Origin of the sequence: Actinosynnema sp. NPDC002837 (assembly GCF_040295345.1) — a bacterium.
Taxonomy (GTDB): domain Bacteria; phylum Actinomycetota; class Actinomycetes; order Mycobacteriales; family Pseudonocardiaceae; genus Actinosynnema.
Genome location: NZ_JBEOVG010000005.1, coordinates 46,116 through 64,620, shown reverse-complemented (window position 1 = coordinate 64,620; position 18,505 = coordinate 46,116). Strand labels below are relative to the sequence as shown.

General features: G+C 70.6%; 12 protein-coding genes. 5 read left to right on the top strand and 7 right to left on the bottom strand.

Annotated features, from left to right (window positions below; all coding sequences use genetic code 11):
• Positions 1-30 precede the first annotated feature (30 nt).
• The 3 genes from ABTZ99_RS05505 to ABTZ99_RS05495 are packed head-to-tail and all read right to left on the bottom strand — an operon-like array spanning position 31 to position 3,721.
• The gene (locus ABTZ99_RS05505; RefSeq protein ID WP_498782256.1) at positions 31-528 is read right to left on the bottom strand and encodes a (2Fe-2S)-binding protein; all 498 of its coding nucleotides are present in this window, start codon (positions 526-528) and stop codon (positions 31-33) included.
• Positions 525-1,370 carry an FAD binding domain-containing protein gene (locus ABTZ99_RS05500; protein WP_499608372.1) on the bottom strand — a complete coding sequence of 282 codons (846 nt, stop codon included), beginning with the start codon at positions 1,368-1,370 and terminating at the stop codon, positions 525-527. The genes ABTZ99_RS05505 and ABTZ99_RS05500 overlap by 4 nt, the downstream gene beginning before the upstream one ends.
• Positions 1,367-3,721: a xanthine dehydrogenase family protein molybdopterin-binding subunit gene (locus tag ABTZ99_RS05495; protein WP_499608368.1), complete on the bottom strand. Its 2,355-nt coding sequence runs from the start codon at positions 3,719-3,721 to the stop codon at positions 1,367-1,369. The genes ABTZ99_RS05500 and ABTZ99_RS05495 overlap by 4 nt, the downstream gene beginning before the upstream one ends.
• 354 nt (positions 3,722-4,075) lie before the next feature.
• On the opposite strand from ABTZ99_RS05495, the gene ABTZ99_RS05490 reads away from it, so the two are divergent.
• Complete coding sequence (locus ABTZ99_RS05490; RefSeq protein ID WP_499608365.1) at positions 4,076-4,816, top strand: Imm52 family immunity protein; 741 nt, start codon at positions 4,076-4,078, stop codon at positions 4,814-4,816.
• A 46-nt stretch (positions 4,817-4,862) separates the two neighbouring features.
• Here the strand turns inward: ABTZ99_RS05490 and ABTZ99_RS05485 are convergent, their stop codons facing one another.
• The 4 genes from ABTZ99_RS05485 to ABTZ99_RS05470 all read right to left on the bottom strand — a co-directional run bounded on the left by ABTZ99_RS05485 (position 4,863) and on the right by ABTZ99_RS05470 (position 9,259).
• Complete coding sequence (locus ABTZ99_RS05485) at positions 4,863-6,866, bottom strand: ABC transporter permease (RefSeq protein ID WP_498776608.1); 2,004 nt, start codon at positions 6,864-6,866, stop codon at positions 4,863-4,865.
• Positions 6,867-6,868: 2 nt separating this feature from the next.
• Entirely contained in the window at positions 6,869-8,290 is a 1,422-nt protein-coding gene (locus ABTZ99_RS05480) for an ABC transporter substrate-binding protein (RefSeq protein ID WP_499608363.1), read from the bottom strand.
• A gap of 96 nt (positions 8,291-8,386) precedes the next feature.
• The gene (locus ABTZ99_RS05475) at positions 8,387-8,518 is read right to left on the bottom strand and encodes a hypothetical protein (protein WP_498776612.1); all 132 of its coding nucleotides are present in this window, start codon (positions 8,516-8,518) and stop codon (positions 8,387-8,389) included.
• A 48-nt stretch (positions 8,519-8,566) separates the two neighbouring features.
• Positions 8,567-9,259 (bottom strand): FadR/GntR family transcriptional regulator, encoded by a 693-nt coding sequence (locus ABTZ99_RS05470; RefSeq protein WP_498776614.1) that lies wholly within the window; start codon positions 9,257-9,259, stop codon positions 8,567-8,569.
• A gap of 123 nt (positions 9,260-9,382) precedes the next feature.
• On the opposite strand from ABTZ99_RS05470, the gene ABTZ99_RS05465 reads away from it, so the two are divergent.
• The 4 genes from ABTZ99_RS05465 to ABTZ99_RS05450 all read left to right on the top strand — a co-directional run bounded on the left by ABTZ99_RS05465 (position 9,383) and on the right by ABTZ99_RS05450 (position 18,441).
• Positions 9,383-10,540, top strand: a complete 1,158-nt coding sequence (locus ABTZ99_RS05465) for a mandelate racemase/muconate lactonizing enzyme family protein (RefSeq protein ID WP_498776616.1) — start codon at positions 9,383-9,385, stop codon at positions 10,538-10,540.
• Positions 10,541-11,030: 490 nt separating this feature from the next.
• Positions 11,031-17,135, top strand: a complete 6,105-nt coding sequence (locus tag ABTZ99_RS05460; RefSeq protein WP_499608359.1) for an RHS repeat-associated core domain-containing protein — start codon at positions 11,031-11,033, stop codon at positions 17,133-17,135.
• Entirely contained in the window at positions 17,113-17,520 is a 408-nt protein-coding gene (locus ABTZ99_RS05455) for a hypothetical protein (RefSeq protein ID WP_498776620.1), read from the top strand. Before ABTZ99_RS05460 ends, ABTZ99_RS05455 begins: the two co-directional genes overlap by 23 nt.
• Positions 17,521-17,619: 99 nt before the next feature.
• Positions 17,620-18,441, top strand: coding sequence for an AraC family transcriptional regulator (locus tag ABTZ99_RS05450; protein ID WP_499608614.1), 822 nt, complete (start codon positions 17,620-17,622; stop codon positions 18,439-18,441).
• The last annotated feature ends 64 nt before the right edge of the window (positions 18,442-18,505 follow it).

Sequence of the window (18,505 nt, the reverse complement as noted above, 5' to 3'; positions counted from 1 at the left end):
CCTCCGCCCGAAGGGGCGGAAGGGTCGTGGTCAGGTCCCGGGCGGCTGCGGTGGCGCGTCGGCGTTCGACGAGCCGCCGTGGTCGCGGGCGGCGGCGATGGCGGTGACGATGTTGTGGTAGCCCGTGCAGCGGCAGAGGTTGCCGGAGATGGCGGTGCGGATCTCGGCCTCGGTGGGGGAGGGGTTGTCGCGCAGCAGTTCCGTCGCCACGGCCAGGACCCCCGGTGTGCAGAAGCCGCACTGCAGGGCGTGGTGGCGGCGGAACGACTCCTGCAAGGGGGTGAGGGACGTGGTCGCCAGGCCCTCGACCGTGGTGATCTCGCTGCCCTCCGCCTGAACCGCCAGGACGCAGCACGACCGGGCCGTCGCGCCGTCCAGCATCACCGTGCACGAGCCGCACGCGCCGTGCTCGCAGCCGACGTGCACACCGGTGAGGCCCAGGTCGTGACGCAGGAAGTCGGCGAGCGTGCGGCGGGGTTCGCAGTCGGCGGTGCGGGTGTGGCCGTTGACCGTGACGGTGATCTTCACCCGACCACCGCCTGACGCAGCGCCCTGCGGGTGAGCACGGCCGTCATGTCGCGGCGGTACGCGGCAGGGGCGTGCACGTCGTCGACGGGGTCGGTCGCGGCTGCCGCGGCGTCCGCCGCCGCGGTCAACACCTCCGGTGTGAGGGCTTGGCCTCGCAGCAGCTCTTCCGCCGCGTGAGCGCGGATCGGGGTGGGCGCCGCACCGGCCACGGCGATGCGGGCCTCGGCGACGACGCGGTCGGTGAGCGTGATCGAGGTGAAGACCGCCGTGATCGCCAGGTCGTTGGGGCGGCGGCTCAGTTCGGCGATGCCGTGGCGGGCGGTCGGCGGTGGCAGCGGGACGCGGATGCCGGTGAGCAGTTCGTCGGAGGCCAACGCCGTGCGGTGCGGGCCGCGGAAGAAGTCACGGGCGTCGACCTCCCTCGTGCCACCGGGCCCCTGGGCCGTGAAGACCGCGTCCAGCGCCAGGCACACCGCGGGCAGTTCGGCCGCCGGGTCGGCGTGCGCGACGCTGCCGCCGACCGTGCCGCGGTTGCGCACGGACACGTGACCGACGTGCGTCAGGGCCTCGGCCAGCAGTGGCACGGCCCGGCGCACGACCGGGGACGTCTCGGCGGCGCGCAGCCGGGTCAGCGCCCCGAGCACGAGCGTCGAACCGTCCTCCTCCACGCCGGTCAACGGCAACCGGGACACGTCGACCACGACCTCCGGCCGTCGCGACCGCGTGTTCAGCAGCGGGATGAGGCTCTGGCCGCCCGCCAACGCGACGGCGCCCCGCGCGAGCGCGTCCACCGCGATGTCGGCGGTGGCCGCCCGGACGTAGTCGAACCGCGCCGCCTTCACCGCTCGGCTCCCGCCCGGATCGCGGCCAGCAGGTCCGGCGGGGTGATCGGCAGCGACGTGATCCGCACGCCGAACTCCGCCGTCGCGTCCTCCACGGCGTGCGCGATCGCCGCCCCGCCACCGATCACCCCGGCCTCCCCGGCTCCCTTGAAACCGCCGGGGATGTGGTCGGCGGGTGTCTCCAGGTGGTCGATGCCGAACGGCGGCACCACGCCGGCCGTCGGCAGCAGGTACTCGGCGAACGACCGGGTCAGCGCTTCCCCCGAGCCGCCGTAGGCCAGCCGCTCGTACAGCGCGCCGCCGATGGCCTGCGCCGCGCCGCCTTGGAGCTGCCCCTCCACGATCATCGGGTTGATCACCGTGCCGCAGTCGTGGGCGATGAGGTAGCCGAGGAGTTCCACGACTCCGGTCTCCACGTCGACGGAGGCGAGCACGGCCGTGCAGCCGAACGCCGTGGCGACGTTGACGGGGTCGTACACCTCGCGCTCGTGCAGCGTCGGATCTTCGTCGTCGGGCAGCACGCCGTGCGGTCGCCGGTAGGCCGCGTCACCGATGTCGGCCAAGGTCACGCCGCGGCCCGGCACGCCCTTGACCGATACGACGCCTTCGCTGATCTCCAGGTCGTCCGGCGAGGCCTCGAAGACGTGGGCGGCGATGCGCAGCACCTTGGCCCGCAGGCGGGTGGCGGCGTTGAGCACGGCCGCGCCACCGACCGCGGCGGCACGGCTGGCCGCGGTGCCGTACCCCGTGTACGGAGCGGAGTCGGTGTCGCCGGAGATCACCGTGACGTGGTCCAGCGGCACGTCCAGCGCGTGCGCCGCGACCTGCGCCAGCGCCGTGTGGATGCCCTGGCCCATCGACGTCTGTCCGGTGTGGACGCTCACGCGCCCGGTCGAGTCGATGCGCACCGCGGCCTCGTCGAACCCGGAGTGGTCCAGCCCCGACATGTTGACGATCCGCGACGGCGCGAACGCGGACACCTCGTTGTGGAAGGCGTAGCCGATGCCCAGGTGCCCGCCCTCGGCACGCGCACGGGTCACCCGGTCGGCCCACCCGGCACGGCGCACGGCGTCGCGGCACAGGTCCAGGCACTCGGCGTACCGACCGGTGTCGTAGACGAACACCGGGCTCTGGTAGGGGAACTCGGTCACGAAGTTGCGCCGCCGCACCTCGTGCGGGTCGAGGTCGAGGCGTCGGGCCAGCGCTTCCACCACGTGCTCGTGCACGAAGTTCGCCTTGGGCAGACCGTACCCCCGGTAGGCGCCGTAGGGCGGCTTGTTCGTGACCACGCCGACGACGTTCAGCTCGACCGCCGGGATGGCGTACGGCCCGGTCATGACGGCCGCGGTCGTCCAGCACGGGCTGAGGCCGACGGTGCTGAAGTTGGCGCCGAGCACGCCGTGCACGGTGCCGCGCAGACCGGTGATCGTGCCGTCGGACCGGGCCGCCACCTCGACGTCGATGCGCTGCTCCCGCGCGTGCACGGTGGCGACGAAGCTCTCCCGCCGGTCCTCCAGGAACTTCACCGGCCGCCCGGACACGCGGGACAGGACCGCGGCCACCACCTGGTCGCCGTAGAAGCCGGACTTGCTACCGAAGCCGCCGCCGATGTCGGGCACGCGCACCCGCACCTTGTCCACCGACAGGCCGAGGACCTCGGCGAACAGCTCGCGGATCAGGTGCGGGCTCTGGGTGTTGACCCACGCGTCCAGGTGCGAGGTGAACGGGTCCCACGTCGCCACGACACCGCGCGTCTCCAGGGACGCGCCCCACTGCCGGGCGAAGCGGAACGTCTCCCGCAGCACCACGTCGGCCCGCGCGAACGCCGCCTCCACGTCGCCCTGCGCGACCACGGCGCGGCCCGCCACGTTGTCCGGCCAGTCCTCGTGCAGCCGGGGCGCGTCCGGCGCCAGCGCCTGCTCCAGCGTCGTGACGGCCGGCAACGGCTCGTACTCGACGTCGATCAGCTCCAGCGCGTCCTCGGCCGTGGCTCGGTCGACCGCGGCGACGGCGGCGAGACCGTGCCCGGTGTAGAGCACCTTGTCGACCGCGAGCGGGTACGCGACCGTCTCGGGCCCGTCGGGCGCCGACCGCCAGATCAGCGGCTGGGGTCGCCGCACCATCGACTTCACGTCCGCGCCCGTGACGACGGCGACCACACCCGGGTGCGCGGCGGCCGCGGTCGTGTCGATGCGCACGATCCGGGCATGCGGGTGCGGGCTGCGCAGGATCGCCGCCTCCAGCACACCGGGCGGCCGCACGTCGTCGATGAACACGGCCCGCCCCGTGAGCAGCCGCACGTCCTCCGCACGGCTCACGCGTGCGCCGATCAACCCACCGCCCACGGTCACCCCCTGTCGTCCACCTCGACCATGGCACTGAACGGAAGGGCGGGGAAGCACTCAGTCGGGTTACATCGAGACAGGTCCACTGCCTAGAGCGGATCCGGCGGAACTGCGTGGATCATGCCCTCGGCCCTGCCTCGACCAGAATCCGGAATGGCTTCCGTGGTTCGAGAACGGCAGCTCGGGCCTTGTGCACTGGTCGACGACGCGACGCCCGCGGACCAAGGTCGGGGGACAGCGCGGCAAGTCACTAGAATGGGGCGCGTCCGACCCGAGGGTGGCCGAAGCCCTCCAAGGAACGTTCGACGAACTCGAACCTTGACATTCCAGTGTTCCACAGGCCTGTGAGGTAGAGCCGCTGTGTCGGAAGCGTTGACCTGTTACGCGTACTGGGGCGCACGCCGCGAGACGGCGGAGCAGATCGCCGATCGGCTGCGACGATTCCTCCGCGGGATGACCGCGGTGAATCCCACGATGTTCGACACGTGGTACGTCGACGACCCGGGCGTGGTGGATGACCGGCCGCTCCGGCTCGACCTCGACTCGGCCGACTTCGTCGAACTGGTCGAGGCGGGCCGGAACCGTGACGGGGCGGCGGTGTTCGAGGAGCTCGGGTTCCAGTTGGTCAGCTGGGGCGCGGGCGCCGGCCCTCGCGCAACCCACTTCCGAGCGGTCGTCGGGAACCACAGCCCTGGTGGTGGGCCGAATGCGCTCGTGTTGCGGCTGGGGACCGCCGGGGCCGGCGCCGACCCCGGCTTCCGGGGTTCGGTCGTCGACGTGCTCGGCCGCGTGGCGGAGTGCTGGGAGCCCGATTGGGGGTTCGTCGGGAACCCGGGGTTGAGGTCGCTGCAACGCCCTGCTCCTCCCGGCACGGTGTACGTGGGGTACGCCCAGTACCTGTCGTCGGGACGTGCGGAGCTCGTGGCAGGTGGGGACGTCGGCGCGTCGTCGCGCACCACTTCGGGTGGAGGGCTGGTCCTGTCCCTGCTGGATCCGGACGGGGATGGCGTGCCGTCGGACTCGGAGGTGCTGGAGCTCAGGAAGCGCCTCGAACGGACAGGAGCCTTGCGATCCATCGGCAAGGAGCGTGCGGTCTTCTGACTCCGATTCCGGGGCCGATGGTGCGGTGTCGTCGTCATCCTGCGCGTCAGCCCTTCACGGCCCCCGCGGTGAGGCCCTCGGTCAGGAACCGCTGCCCGAACGCGTACATGACCGCCACCGGGATGCTGATCAGCAGTGACGCCGCGGCCAGCTGCCCCTGCGGCACGACGTCACCGAAGATCATCGACTGCATGCCGACGGGCAGCGTCTTGTAGTCGTCCTTGGTGATGAACACGAAGGCGAACAGGAACTCGTTCCACGCGTTGGTGAGCGTGAACAGCGCGACCGCCAGCAGGCCCGGCTTGGCCAGCGGCAGCACGATCCGGATGAACGCCCCGAACCGCGTGCAGCCGTCGACCAGCGCGGCCTCCTCGAGGTCGGCCGGGATCGACTTGAAGTAGCCGACGAGCAGCCACGTCGCGAACGGCAGGGTGAACGTGGGGTAGGCGAGCACCAGCGACCACAACGAGTCGTTGAGCCCGATCCCGCTCATCATCTGGTACAGCGGGATGAACAGCAGCGCGCCCGGCATCACGTAGGTGAGCAGGATCGTCACCGTGAAGCTCTCCGAACCCCGGAACTTCAGCCGCGCCAGCGCGTAGCCGGCCAGCGCCGCGCAGACCAGGGCGATCACGGTGGACGCCACCGACACCAGGATCGTGTTGACGTACCAGGTGCCGAACGCCCTGCCCGTGAACAGGTTGGTGAACTGCTCGGTGCTCCACGGGGTCGGCCAGAGGTCGTCGGTGCGCGCGACGATCTGGTCGTCGGACTTGAAGGCCGTGACCGTCATCCAGTACAGCGGGACGAGCACGAAGCCCAGCAGGCCCACGAGCGCGATCCCCGTGCCGCCGCCGCCGACCAGGCGCGCGGCCCGCCGGTTGCCCCGCGCGGTGAGCACCGAGACGACCCGTCCGACGGCGGCCGCGAGCACCACGAACACGCCCAGCACCAGCGCGGCCTTCCACACGATCCCCGGCGACGCCCAGACCAGCACGAGCACCGAGAAACCGACGACCACCCAGGGCAGCGCTCGGCGCTGAGCGGGCGTCAGCCGCCTGCGCCCCAGGTCGCCCGTGCCCGGCGAGTCGCCGCGTCGCATCATCCGCACGAGGATCACCACGAGGACGGCGATGACCGGCAGCATCACCAGCGTGACCGCGGCGCCTGCACCCAGTTGCAGCTGCTGGATGGCCTTCGAGTAGGCCACCATCACGTACGGGGCGGTGGCGTCGCCCGGTCCGCCCTGGGTCATCAGCCAGATCAGGTCGAAGTTGTTGAACGTCCAGATCGACGACAGCAGCACCGTCACGATCATGATGCTGCGCAGTCCCGGCAGCGTGATGTGCACGAAGCGCTGCCACGGCGACGCGCCGTCCACCACCGCCGCCTCGTAGAGACCGCCGTCGATGGCCTTGAGCCCGGCGAGGAACGTCACCGTGAAGAACGGGACGCCCTTCCAGACGTTGACCAGGATGACCGCGGGCATCGCGAGCGCGGGATCGGACAGCCACTGCGCGGGCCAGGAGTCGACGAGCCCGATCGCGGCGAGGGCGGGCCCGATGCCCGAGTCGGTGAGCAGGACGTTCACGCTGCCGAAGATCGGGTCGAACAAGGACCGCCAGGTGAAGGCCGTGACGACCGTCGGCACCACCCACGGCAGCAGGATCACCCCGGCGAGGATCGTCCGGCCGCGGCGCATGTGGTGCAGCATCAACGCCGCGATGAGACCGAGCGTCACCTTGAAGATCTCGGCGTACGCGGTGAAGACGAACGAGTTGAGCACGCCCTTGTGGAACACGGCGTCGTCGATGAGGTCGAGGTAGTTGCCCAGCCCGACGAAGACCGTCTCCGCACCGTGGCGCTCCGTGGTGCTGGTGACGACCGAGCCCGCGATCGGGTACAGGATCAGGCCCGCGACCAGCACCAGCGTCGGCCCGATGAACACCGCGGCGAGGCGCCAGTCGCGCCCGAGCAGGCGCTGCGACGCGGTGAGCGAGGACGACGCGCCCGGCGCCGGACGGACCGGCGCCGGGCGCGGACGCAGCACCGTCACTGCGGGTAGCCCTGCTGCTCGAAGACCTGGACGATCCGGGCGTGGGTCGAGGCGACGGCCTCGGCCGGCCGGGTGCCCTGGATGACCGACTGCATCATGTCGGTCAGCAGGTAGGCGGCGGTCGCGGCTTGCTCGCCGGGGCTCGGGGCCTGGGGGAACGCGTAGCCGGTCTTGGTGGTCAGGGGGAGCGGCACGCGGGTCTGCTCCCGCAGCGCGGGGAAGGCCGGGTCACCGCTGGTGTAGTACGGGTCGGAGTCCCACACCTTGTCCCACGCGGGGTTGACCAGGCACGGTGCCCCCTTCGCGACACCGAGCAGCGCGCTCCCGCCGACCATGAACTTCGCCACCAGCTTGGCGAGGTCGGGGTTCTTCGCACCCTTGAACACGACGAACGAGTTGGACTCGCCGAACGCGAGCGGCCGGTCGATCGCCGGCCCGGTGGCGCCGTTGAACGGGTGCGTGTTGGCGTAGACCGGGTTGTTCTTGGTCTTCGAGTCGGCGTAGACGCTGAACTGGTTGAGCGTGAGCCCCAGGATCTGGGCCAGCCAGTTCTCGTTGTTGCTCGAGTCGGTCCAGCTCCCGATCCCGGGTGGCAGCATCGGCGCGTACTTCGGGTTCGTGTAGATGTCGCCGATGAACGTGACGGCGGCGACGGTCTCCGGCGAGTTGAACACCACCTTCGTGCCGGTGTTGTCCGCGATCGCCCCGCCGTAGCAGTTGATGACGTTGGTGATGAAGCCGTTGGCGTCGCCGGAGCGGTTCACGGTGAGGCCCCAGCCGAACCGCCGCTTCGCCGGGTCGGAGACCTCCAACGCGTTGTCGCGCAGCTCCTCCCACGTGTAGTGGGGCTTGAGCGGGAGACCCTTCTCCTCGTACCAGTCCTTGCGCAGGTACATCGCGGTCGCGATGAAGTGGTAGGGGATCGCGAACCAGCGCCCGTCGAACACGCAGAAGTTGGTCGCCTCCGTCGCGGGCTCACCGTAGAGCGCGCGCATCTCCTCGACCACGTCGGTGACGTCGGTGAGGTGGCCGAGGTTGTGGAGCTGGCCGACGAACCGCCGGTCGCTCAGGAAGGCCAGATCGCGGCTGGTGCCCGCTCGCACCTCGGCGTCCATCTTCGCGACCATGTCGCCGGCGTCGCCGGAGACCAGGTCGTTGTGGATCGTGGTGCCGGTGGCCTGCGCGAAGGCCTGCAGCGACTTGTCCAGGGCCTGGTTGGCGGTCTCCGAGTACAGCTTCTGCGAGAGCATGCCCACCGACCCGCCGCGGAGCGCGGCCGCCTGGTCGAGCAGGGCTTGGGGGACTTGGACGTCGACCTGCGGCGCGGTGGGGCCGCTCCCGCAGCCGGCGAGACCGAGCACGCCCAGCGCGCTCATCCCGAGGAACGTGCGCCTCGATAAGTCCGTTTTCTCTGCCATGACCACTCCTCTCGCGTCCGGTCGGGCGGACGCGTACCGACGGGGCGACGTTGCGACCGGCGGGACAGCGGGGCGAGCGCCGCGCTGCGGGGCGTTTCACGCGGCGAACGAGGCCGATCTCCTGATGACCACGTGCCGATCGGCGAGCCTGTGCACCGCCGGCCGGTGCGGCGTGGGTCCGGCGCCGATCAGCCCCGGCCGGATCGGCGGGATCGCAGGTTCTGCCATGCCTCGTCCGTCCTCGTCATCGGTTCCGGATCTCGGTCGTGCAGTGCGCTAGCGCGGCGGGGCGGCCCGCTTGGTCCGCTGCTCCCTCTCCGCGAGGAGCGTGGAGTTGTTGCTCAGGTGCCTGCGCATCGCCGCGCGGGCACCTGCCGGGTCGCGCGCCACGAGCGCCTCGTAGATCTCCGTGTGGTCGGCGGTGGCGCTGCGCAGCGCGGCCGGCGCCTCGTTGGTGATGCGTCGGCTGGCCGTGCCGAGCCAGCGGGCGGAGTACATGATCCGGTCGAGGATCCGGTTGTCGGCCGCCCGGCAGATCTCCATGTGGAACTCGTGGTCGACCTCGAGGTAGGCGTCGGGGTCCGCCTCGAGCGCCGACATGCGGTCGATCCCGTCCCTGAGCCGGTTCAGCGTCCCGTCGGTGATGCCGGCCGCGGCCATCGCGGCGAGTTCGGGCTCGAGCAGCATGCGCAACTGGTGCAGCTCCTGGAGCAGCTCGCCGACGATCTCCGCGGGCAGCCACTCGACCAGCAACGGGCTCAGGTAGTCCCACTCCGCGACGGGGCGCACGACGACGCGGCGGCCCTGCGAGACGGTGACGATGTCGAGCGAGGCGAGGATCTTGAGCGTCTCCCGCGCCACCACGCGGGACACCCCGAACTCGCGGGAGATGTCGAGCTCTGACGGGGCCCGGCCGTCATCGAGGTCGCCGCTGACGATGCGCCGGGTCAGGTGTGCCGCCACCTGCACCGGGAGAGTCCGGACCCTGACAGCTTCCGGAGACTCTTGTCCCCTTTGCATGTCATCAGCTTATAGGACAAGTTGGACACCGCGACAGTCCGTTCACCTGCACTACCCGGCGGCGGGAGAGAAATGCGGATCGTGAACGTCACGACGGCGGTGGTGGCCTACCACGGTGAGGCCACGCTGGTGCGGATCGACACCGACGAGGGCCTCAGCGGGTTCGGCGAGGCCAATCCCGATGCGGGCGCGGGCGCCGTCGTCGGGATGATCGACTTCCTGACGCCCCTCCTGATCGGCGAGGACCCGCGCAACGTCGAGCGGTGCTGGGAGAAGCTGCGGCGCAGCAGGGTCTTCGCGGGCGCCCAGGGCGGGGTGTCCGTGATCGCCCTCTCCGGGATCGAGATCGCGCTGTGGGACCTCGCGGGCAAGGCCGCGGGCCAGCCGGTCCACCGGCTGCTCGGCGGAAAGTTCCGCGACCGGATCCGCCTCTACGCCGACTGCGGCGACGGCGACGACCCGGCGGGTTCGATCGCGGGGTGCGTCGACCGGGCCCAGCGGATGGTGGCCGAGGGCTTCACCGCCATCAAGTTCGACGTCGACGACCTGCACCACCCCGCCAAGTTCGACGCCTTCAACCACACGATCAACGCCGCCGAGCTGCGATCGATGGTGGCGCGCGTAGCGGCCGTGCGGGAGGCGATCGGGCCGGACGTCGACCTGGCCATCGACCTGCACGCCCGCTACGACGTGCCGAGCGCGTGCCGGATCTCGTGGGAACTGGAGCCGTTCGACCTGATGTGGCTCGAGGAGCCGCTGCCGGCGGAGAACGTCGACGCGCTGGTGCGGGTGCGCGCGCAGACCCGCACGCCCATCTGCGCGGGCGAGAACCTGTACCTGCGGTGGGGATTCCGCGAGCTGCTCGAACGCGGCGCCGTGGACGTCATCGAACCGGACGTGCCGAAGTGCGGTGGCCTCGCCGAGGCCAAGAAGATCGCCAACCTGGCGGAGCTCCACTACGTTCCCTTCGCGCCGCACCTGGTCTCGACGCCGCTGGGCACGATGGCCACGTCGCACCAGTGCGCGGCGATCCCCAACTTCTTCGTCCAGGAATGGCACGCCCTCGAGGAGCGCGCGGTGTGGGACAGCTACGTCCACGCCCCCGACGGAAGCGGCTCGATCGTCAAGGACGGCTACATCACGATTCCCGACACCCCCGGCATCGGCGTGGAGCTCGACATGGACGGCGTCCGGGCACACGCCGTCGCGGGCTACGGGGTGTTCGAGTAGCGGAGCCGATCACCGAGTCCCGCGGGGGTGGTGTCCGAATTCTGCGGATCACTGCTGTGCTCGCGGGGATTAACGAGCCGTTGCGGCAGGTCGGGAGCTTCTTCATCGATTTCGCGGACTATTCCTGGTGGTGGTGACTGCTCGTCGTGGATTCACTCGGTCGGCTGTGTCTCCGGTTGCCGGGTTTCCGCTTCAATGGCACCGCACCGCTGTGCCGGCGGTGGGGTGATCGTTCTGACATCCGGGGGGATGTCCATGCTGTTCGGTTGGGAATCTCTGACGTTGTAGTCGTTGGCGTGGGCGACAACGGCTCGTCCGGGTGGCTCCAGGGTCTTTTTCCTGTGGTCGCGTCCTGGCATGTGTCGGCTGATTCGACGTGCCACGTCGGTTTCGGCTGGTTCCTTCATGTCCGGCTTCGCAGTGCGCGCGATTCGCGTATCGATCGAATTCAGGATGTGGGGGAGCGGTGACGGAACCGGGCACGATTCGGATGGGCCGGACTCGCTGGTTGGCTTCGGCGTGCACCTTGCTGGTGGCGGCGAGCCTGCTGCAACCGGTGACGTGGGCGCGTGCGGCGGCGGGCGAGGTGCCCGGGGTGACGGCGGGGGCGGGACCGGTCGACAGGCCGGCGCCTTCGTCCGCACGTCCGGACGAGGCGGTGCCGCCCGAGAAGTGGCCGCCGGTCGTGCCCGCGGGCGTCAAGGCCGGTGGTGAGCCCGTGCGACTGTCCACTGAGGATTGGGAGCGCGTGCGCAAGCCGGGCCAGGCCGCCGCGGACAACGCCGAGGAGGTGTTCGCCGGAGTCCTGACGCGACCGGGGTTCGCGCTGGGCGACACCTCGCTGGTCGCCTACTTCGACGTGCGGGAGGACGACCGGGCGTGGTCGTCCTGGCGGGCGCGGGTGTTCGACGCGGCCACGGGCGCCGAGCAGTCCTCGACGGTGCTGCCGCGCTCGGAGTTGCAGACCCCGTGCGGCGCGGTGCGCCAGTTCTGCCGCACGTTCGGCGCGGGCGAGGGCTGGGTTCTCGATCCGGGCAAGGAGTACTTCGTCACGCTGGCGGCCATCCTGGACGAGGGCGGCGAGCTCGTGTCCGCGCCGGGGCCGAACACGCGTCCGCGCACGACGGTCGTGCCACCGGAGATCCCGGTCGAGCAGACGTCCGGTTGTGGCTGCGGGTCGGCGTTGAGCACGACCGCCGCGCGGCAGGCGTTCCGCGGTGACGGCGTCAACACGGCGACCGGCGCGTTCACCCGGATCGAGCCCGATCTGGTGATGGCGTCGTTCGGCGTCCCGTTCTCCTCCACGCGCGTGTACTCCTCGACGTTGACCGCTCCGGGGCTGTTCGGGCCGGGGTGGGCGTGGTCGTACGGGATGCGCGTGACGCAGACCGACGAGGGCGCGATCGTGCTGGCCGACGACGGCGCGAGCGTGCTGTACCGGCTGGTCGACGGCGGCTACCGGCGTCCGCCCGGTGTGCGTTCGACGTTGCGCAAGACCGACGCCGGCTGGGAACTGGTCACGGTGGGCCAGCAGGTGTACGGGTTCGACGCGCAGGGTCGCCTGGTGTCGATCCGCACGCCGCGCGGCGTGGGCGTGACCCTCGCGTACGGCGAGCAGGAGATCACGGTCACCGACCCGTCCGGTCGGGTGGTGCGCGCGCGGGTCGAGGGCGGTCTGATCCGCTCGATCACGCTGCCCGACCACCGCAAGGTCCAGTACGAGTACGACGAGGCCGGCAGGTTGGCGGTCTACAAGGACGCCCGCGCCGGTCAATGGCGCTACGGCTACTCCGCCGAGGGACGGCTGGTCGACGTCACGGACCCGCAGCCCCACCGGACCACGTTGGTGCGCAACGAGTACGACGCGTCCGGGCGGATGGCGCGGCAGCTCGACGCCGTCGGCAACGCCACCGCGTTCGCCTGGAACGCGGACGAGCAGGAGGCGACCACGACCGACGCGGACGGTGTGATAGTCCGCGACGGCTATCGCGGCAACGTGCTGCTCTACACCAGGCGCGGGGCGGGTGACACCGACAACCACCGCTACGACGGCTCGCTCAACCGCAACCTGCTGGTCAACGGCAGCCACAACCAGCACGAGTCGCAGCACGACGCCAACGGCAACCCGATTCGACGCGCCGCGCCGCAGGGCTTCGACGAGAAGACGAAGTACGACGAGCGCAACAACCCGATCGAGTTCGTCGACGCCAAGGGCAACGTCTGGAAGAACACCTACAACGAGTTCAACGAGCTGGTCCGCAGCACCGACGCCGAGAACCACTCGATCAGCCACACCTACGACGAGCGCGGCCTGCGCACCACCACGACCGACCAGCGCGGCAAGGTCACCCGCTACGAGCACATCCCGCCCGGCCAAGCCAACTCCGGGCTGCTCGCGGCCGTGACCTCACCGGAGGGGCGGCGCACCGAGGCCAAGTACGACACCACCGGTCGCCGGATCGCCTCGACCGACCCGCGCGGGACGGTGCGGGGCGCCGACCGTCGGGCGTTCACCACCGAGTACCGCTTCGACGCGCAGGACCGCGTGGTCGAGGTGTCCGAACCGGGCAAGCACCACTCGTGGCGCACGAACTACGACGAGGTCGGCCGGGTCACCAGCACCGTCAACCCCGAGCACGTGAAGGTCGAGTACCACTACCTCGACAACGGACGGCTGGCGAAGGTCTCCGATCCGCGCAAGACCACCTCGATCACCTACACCAACGCCGGGCGTCGAGCCGCGGTGCGGATCGAGATGGGCCGCGGTGAGCAGGACATCGTCACCGCCTACCGGTACAACGCCAAGGGCCTGCTGCACCAGACGATCTCACCGCGAGGCAACGTGCCGGGGGCGGTCGAAGCGGACTTCACCACCACGTACCGCTACGACGCCAACGACAACCTCGTGCGCATCTCCCGCCCGTACCCCGGCGGTCAGGTCGTCCACAAGGACATCAAGGTCGACGAGCTGGACCGCACCACGTCCACAGTGGACGAGTTCAACAAGCCGTCGGAGTTCCAGCGCGACAACACCGGCCAGGTCACCGAGAGCAAGGACGCGCTGGGCCGCAGCCTGACCATGGGCTACGACCGCAACGGCCGCCAGACCGCGAACACCGATGCCGGGCGCAACACCACGAAGACCACCTACGACGAGGCCGGCAACAAGATCCGCCAGGAGAACGCCACCGGCGGCGTCACCACGTGGACCTACACCGACGACGGCCTGCTCGCCGGCGTCACCGAGCCGCGCGGCAACGTCGAGGGCGCGGACCGCGAGCGGTTCACCACGCACTTCGAGTACGACCTGGCGGGCAACCGCACCAAGGTCGTCGACCCCCTCGACCACACCACCGTCTCGACCTACGACGCCAACAACCGGCTCACCTCGGTCACCGACGCCAACGACCACACCACCCACTACCGGTACCGCGAGGACAACCAGATCGAGAGCGTCCACGCCCCCGACGCCCGGTTCCACCCGCACGCGCCGCACGTCGACGCCACCGTCTACAGCTACCACGCGGACGGCCTGCTCGCGGCGATCCGCGACCCCAACCACCACGTCCGGCGCATCGACTACGACCGGGCCGGACGTCCCACCAGCACCACCGACCCGCTGGGTCGCCGCGTCGAGGCCACCTACGACGTGGAGAACAACCTCGTCGCCGCGCTCACCCGCGGCGAGCACGAGTGGATCAGCGACGCCGAACGGGCCAAGCGCACCATCGTCGACACCTACGACATCGTCGGCCGCCGCACCGAGCGGGCTCTGGGCAACAGCGGACCGAAGTACACGTGGGCCTACGACGCCAAGGACCGCGTCACCGGGTACGGCGACCCGCTCGGCGTGCGCAAGGTGTCCTACGACGACGAGGACCAGATCACTCGCGTCACCCGCGAGGAGGCGGCGGGGCGCAGCGAGACGTTCGACTACGACTACGACGTGCGCGGCAACATCACCGCCCGCGCCTACCCCGACGGCACCCGCGTCACCAGCGGCTACGACGCCGACAGCCGGCTGTCCGAGCTGACCGTCAGCGGCGGCGCCGCGGGCCCGGACGCGGCCACGTGGCGGTTCGGCTACGACGTCGCGGGCCGTCGCACCAGCACCACCCTGCCCCAGGGCACCGGCCTGGTGGAGCGGCGAACCTACGACGACGCCGGCCGGCTGACCGGCATCGGCACCGATCGCACCCCGGGCACCGGACCACCGGTCGACGTGCAGGACCCGATCTCGGCCTACCGGCTCGACCTGGACCCCGTGGGCAACCCGACCAAGGTCACCACGACCCGCGGCGGGGTGTCCGAGGCCGTCGCCTACGCCTACGACCCGGCCGACCGCGTCACCTCCGCCTGCTACGCCGCCACCAGCTGCGACCGGCACGCCGAGGCCGCCGGGCGCATCGACTACAGCTACGACCTCGTCGGCAACCGCCTGACCCAGAAGCGCACCGGCACCGCCGGCAGCGACACCACCCGTTACCTCTACGACGCCGCCGACCAGTTGCGCAAGCGCATCGTCACGCCGCAGCACACGGGCAACCGCCCCGACGGCGAGGCGAGCGGTTGGCCCAGCACGGTCACCGACTTCGACTACGACCTCAACGGCAACCAGACCAAAGCAGGTCGGGACACGTTCGCCTACCACCTCGACAACACCCTGGCCAGTGCCACCACCGGGGGCCGGACCACCGCGTTCGCCTACGACGCCACCGGCCTGCGCCTGACCGCCACGTCCGGTGAAGGCCAAGCGGCCACCACCCAGCGCTGGAGCTGGGACGTCAACGGCACGCTGCCCCAGATCGCCCTGGACACCACCAGCAACGCCGCGGGTGCGGTCACGGAGCGCCGCGGCTTCACCTACGGCCCCGACGACGAGCCACTGGCCCTGCTCGACCCCACCACCGGCGCGCACGCCTACACGCACGACTGGCTCGGCGGCGTGGCCAACATGCTCAGCCCCAACGGCGTCCCCGAGGCGGGCTACGACTACGACCCGTTCGGCAACCCCCGCGAGGGCGACACCCTCAAGCCCGGTGATCCCTCCGGTCCCGCGAACCCGCTGAAGTACACCGGCGCCTACCAGGACTCCACCTCGGGCGAGGGCAACTACTACCTCCGCGCCCGCAACTACAACCCTGACACCGGCCGCTTCACCAGCACCGACCCCATGCCCCAACCAGGGCCGGCCATCTCCGCCTACGCCTACGCCGAGAACAACCCGCTGTCCTACACCGACCCGACCGGCGCGGTGGTCGACGCGGGCGGCGGCAGCGGCTCACCGTCCGAGACCGGAGCCGCCCAGCCCACCGGACCCAGCCCTGAGGACGTCGCCAAGGCGCAGCAGATCCAGAGCAAGAGCCTGCTCGACGTCATCCTGGAGGCGGGCGGCCAGATCCTCATGGAGTTCCTGGGGATCAACGACATCGTCAACTGCCTCAAGGGCGACATCGGCGCCTGCGTCTCCATGGTCATCGGCGCCCTGCCCTGGGGCAAGATCTTCAAGGCCAAGAAGATCGCCGAAGCCATCTTCCGCGCCGGCAAGGCCGTGGTCACCTTCTTCCAGGAGATCAAGTGGGCCCGCGCCATCATCCAGGGCGCGGAAAAGGCCGCCGAAGCCGCCAAGGCCGCCGCCGCTGCCGCCGCGAAGGCCGCCGCCGAGAAAGCCGCCAAGGCGCGCGCGGCAGCGGAGGCGGCCGCCAAGAAGGCCGCGGCGCAGGCGGCGGAACGGGCCAAGGCACTGGCCGCCAAGGCTAAAGCGGCGACGAAGAAGAAAGCGCCCGAATCCTGCCCGGTGCGGCGCAAGCACAGCTTTACGGCCGGCACGCGCGTTCTCATGGCCGACGGCACGACCAAGGCGATCGAGTCGGTCACGCCGGGTGACGCGGTGCGCGTCACCGACCCCGCCACCGGACGTACCGAGAACCGACAGGTGACCCGTGCGATCCGCACCGACCACGACAAGGAGTACGTCGACCTCGTGGTCCAAGGTGGCGGGGCGGAGCACAAGATCACGACGACCGCCAACCACCCGTTCTGGTCCGTGGCACCGGGCCGCTGGACCGACGCGGGCGACCTGCGCGCGGGCGACCTGCTTCGCACCGCGACCGGCGCCCGTGCCCGGGTCGGCGCCGTCCGCGCCCACAGCACCGCGCAGCGGACCTTCGACCTGACGGTCGACGACGTCCACACCTACTACGTGCTGGCCGGCCCCATCTCCCTCCTGGTGCACAACGTCGACGAGTCGCGGCTCTGCGACCTGACGCTCGGTCCGGGGCCGAACGCCAGGGAGGGTGTCGCGCTGCCGGGTGGTGACAAGGACGCGCCGGGCGTGCAGGATCTGACGAATGAGGCCGGAGACCGGCACGGGTGCCACACCTGTGATGCGAGGACACCTGGCACCAAGGCGCAGCCCGGCCGGCCGCAGGGCAACTGGATCACCGACCACCAGGGCGCGACCAGGTTGGTCGAGGACGCTCCGTTCGACACCTTCCAGACCGGGTACCCGCACTGCTGGCCCTGCGCCCGGCAGCAGGCCGGTGTGGTGACGCAGATCAACCGGGGAAACTATGACTTTCCAATCGAGCCCTGACGAGTCGCTCATCGGGCGGGCGACGTTCTTCGTCGACCACGGGCTCATCATGATCGAAGATCCCGAGAGCGCGTTCCTCCACGACCTCTGGGATCCGGCCGCCGAGTACGTGAGCGCCGGTCCGGATTCCGTCTACCTCTCGGTGCAGCCGTCCGTGGACGGGCCGGTCGAGATCGGGATCTTCAGGTCCGAGGCGGGCCTCGTGGACGGTGTCACGTATTTCGACGGCGAGATCGTCACGAGGTCCGGCCGGTTCGTCATTCACGATGCCAACGACGTGATGTGCTTCACCGTTCGTCAACCCAGTGGTCGAGCGAGGGTCAGGGTGAACGTGGACGAGCCCGGACTCGCCAGTCGAATGAGCGTGGCGTTCTTCCTCGAATAACCGAACCTTGTCACCGTGGTCGGCGGCGGGCCTGGGCCATCCCGGCGCGCGGTGCCGGCGGGCGTCGGCGATGCTGTGGGCGTGGAGTACGTGTCCAGAGTGCCGCGACCGCCGTTGGACGGGCTGATCGACGACCTCTACTACCTGGAGGGTGCGCCGCCGTACGCCCGGCTGACGCTGCCGCCGATGCCGGCCGGGTTGCTCATCGTCAACCTCGGGGCGCCGTTCCGCATCCGCGGCGGCGCGGAGGTCGCGACGGCCGAGTACGCCGACGGCTGCGTGGTCACCACGCCCACCCGCGCGTTCGAGTTCGGCTATCCACTGTGGACCCGGTCCGTCGGCGTGCACTTCAAGCCGTGGGGGTTGGCGCCGTTCCTGCCGATGCCCGCGGTCGAGTTGTGCGACCGGCCGGTGACCGTGGAGCAGGTGTGGGGCCGGCCCGCCATCGCTCGGCTGCGGGACCGGCTGGCCACGGCGGACGGACCGCACGAGATGCTGACGCTGCTCGAGGAGGAGCTGATGCGCCGGCTGTGCGAGACCGCCGGCCTGGGATTGGTCCGCCACACGAGCAGCGTCATCGCGGCGACCGGCGGGGCCGTGGCGATCGGCGACCTGAGCGCGGCGGCCGGTGTCAGCAGCACTCATCTGGCACGGCGGTTCAAGGAGGTCGTCGGCGTCACGCCGAAGCGGCTGGCCCGCACCCACCGCTTCGCCACCACCGTGCTCTCGATCAACCCCGCCGAACCGGTCGACTGGGGCGACCTCGCCGGTGGCGCGGGCTACTTCGACCAGGCCCACTTCGGCCACGAGTTCCGGGCGTTCACCGGGCTCACGCCGACCCGGTACGTCGAAGTCCGGCGGCGGTTCCTGCGCGAACACCCCGGCCACGCGCTGGACGGCTGGCCGCTGCCGGCCGATTGATTTCTTACAAGAGCGACCGCTCACGGCAGGCTAGTTTTGAGCCCACCCCGAAGCAGAGGAGAGT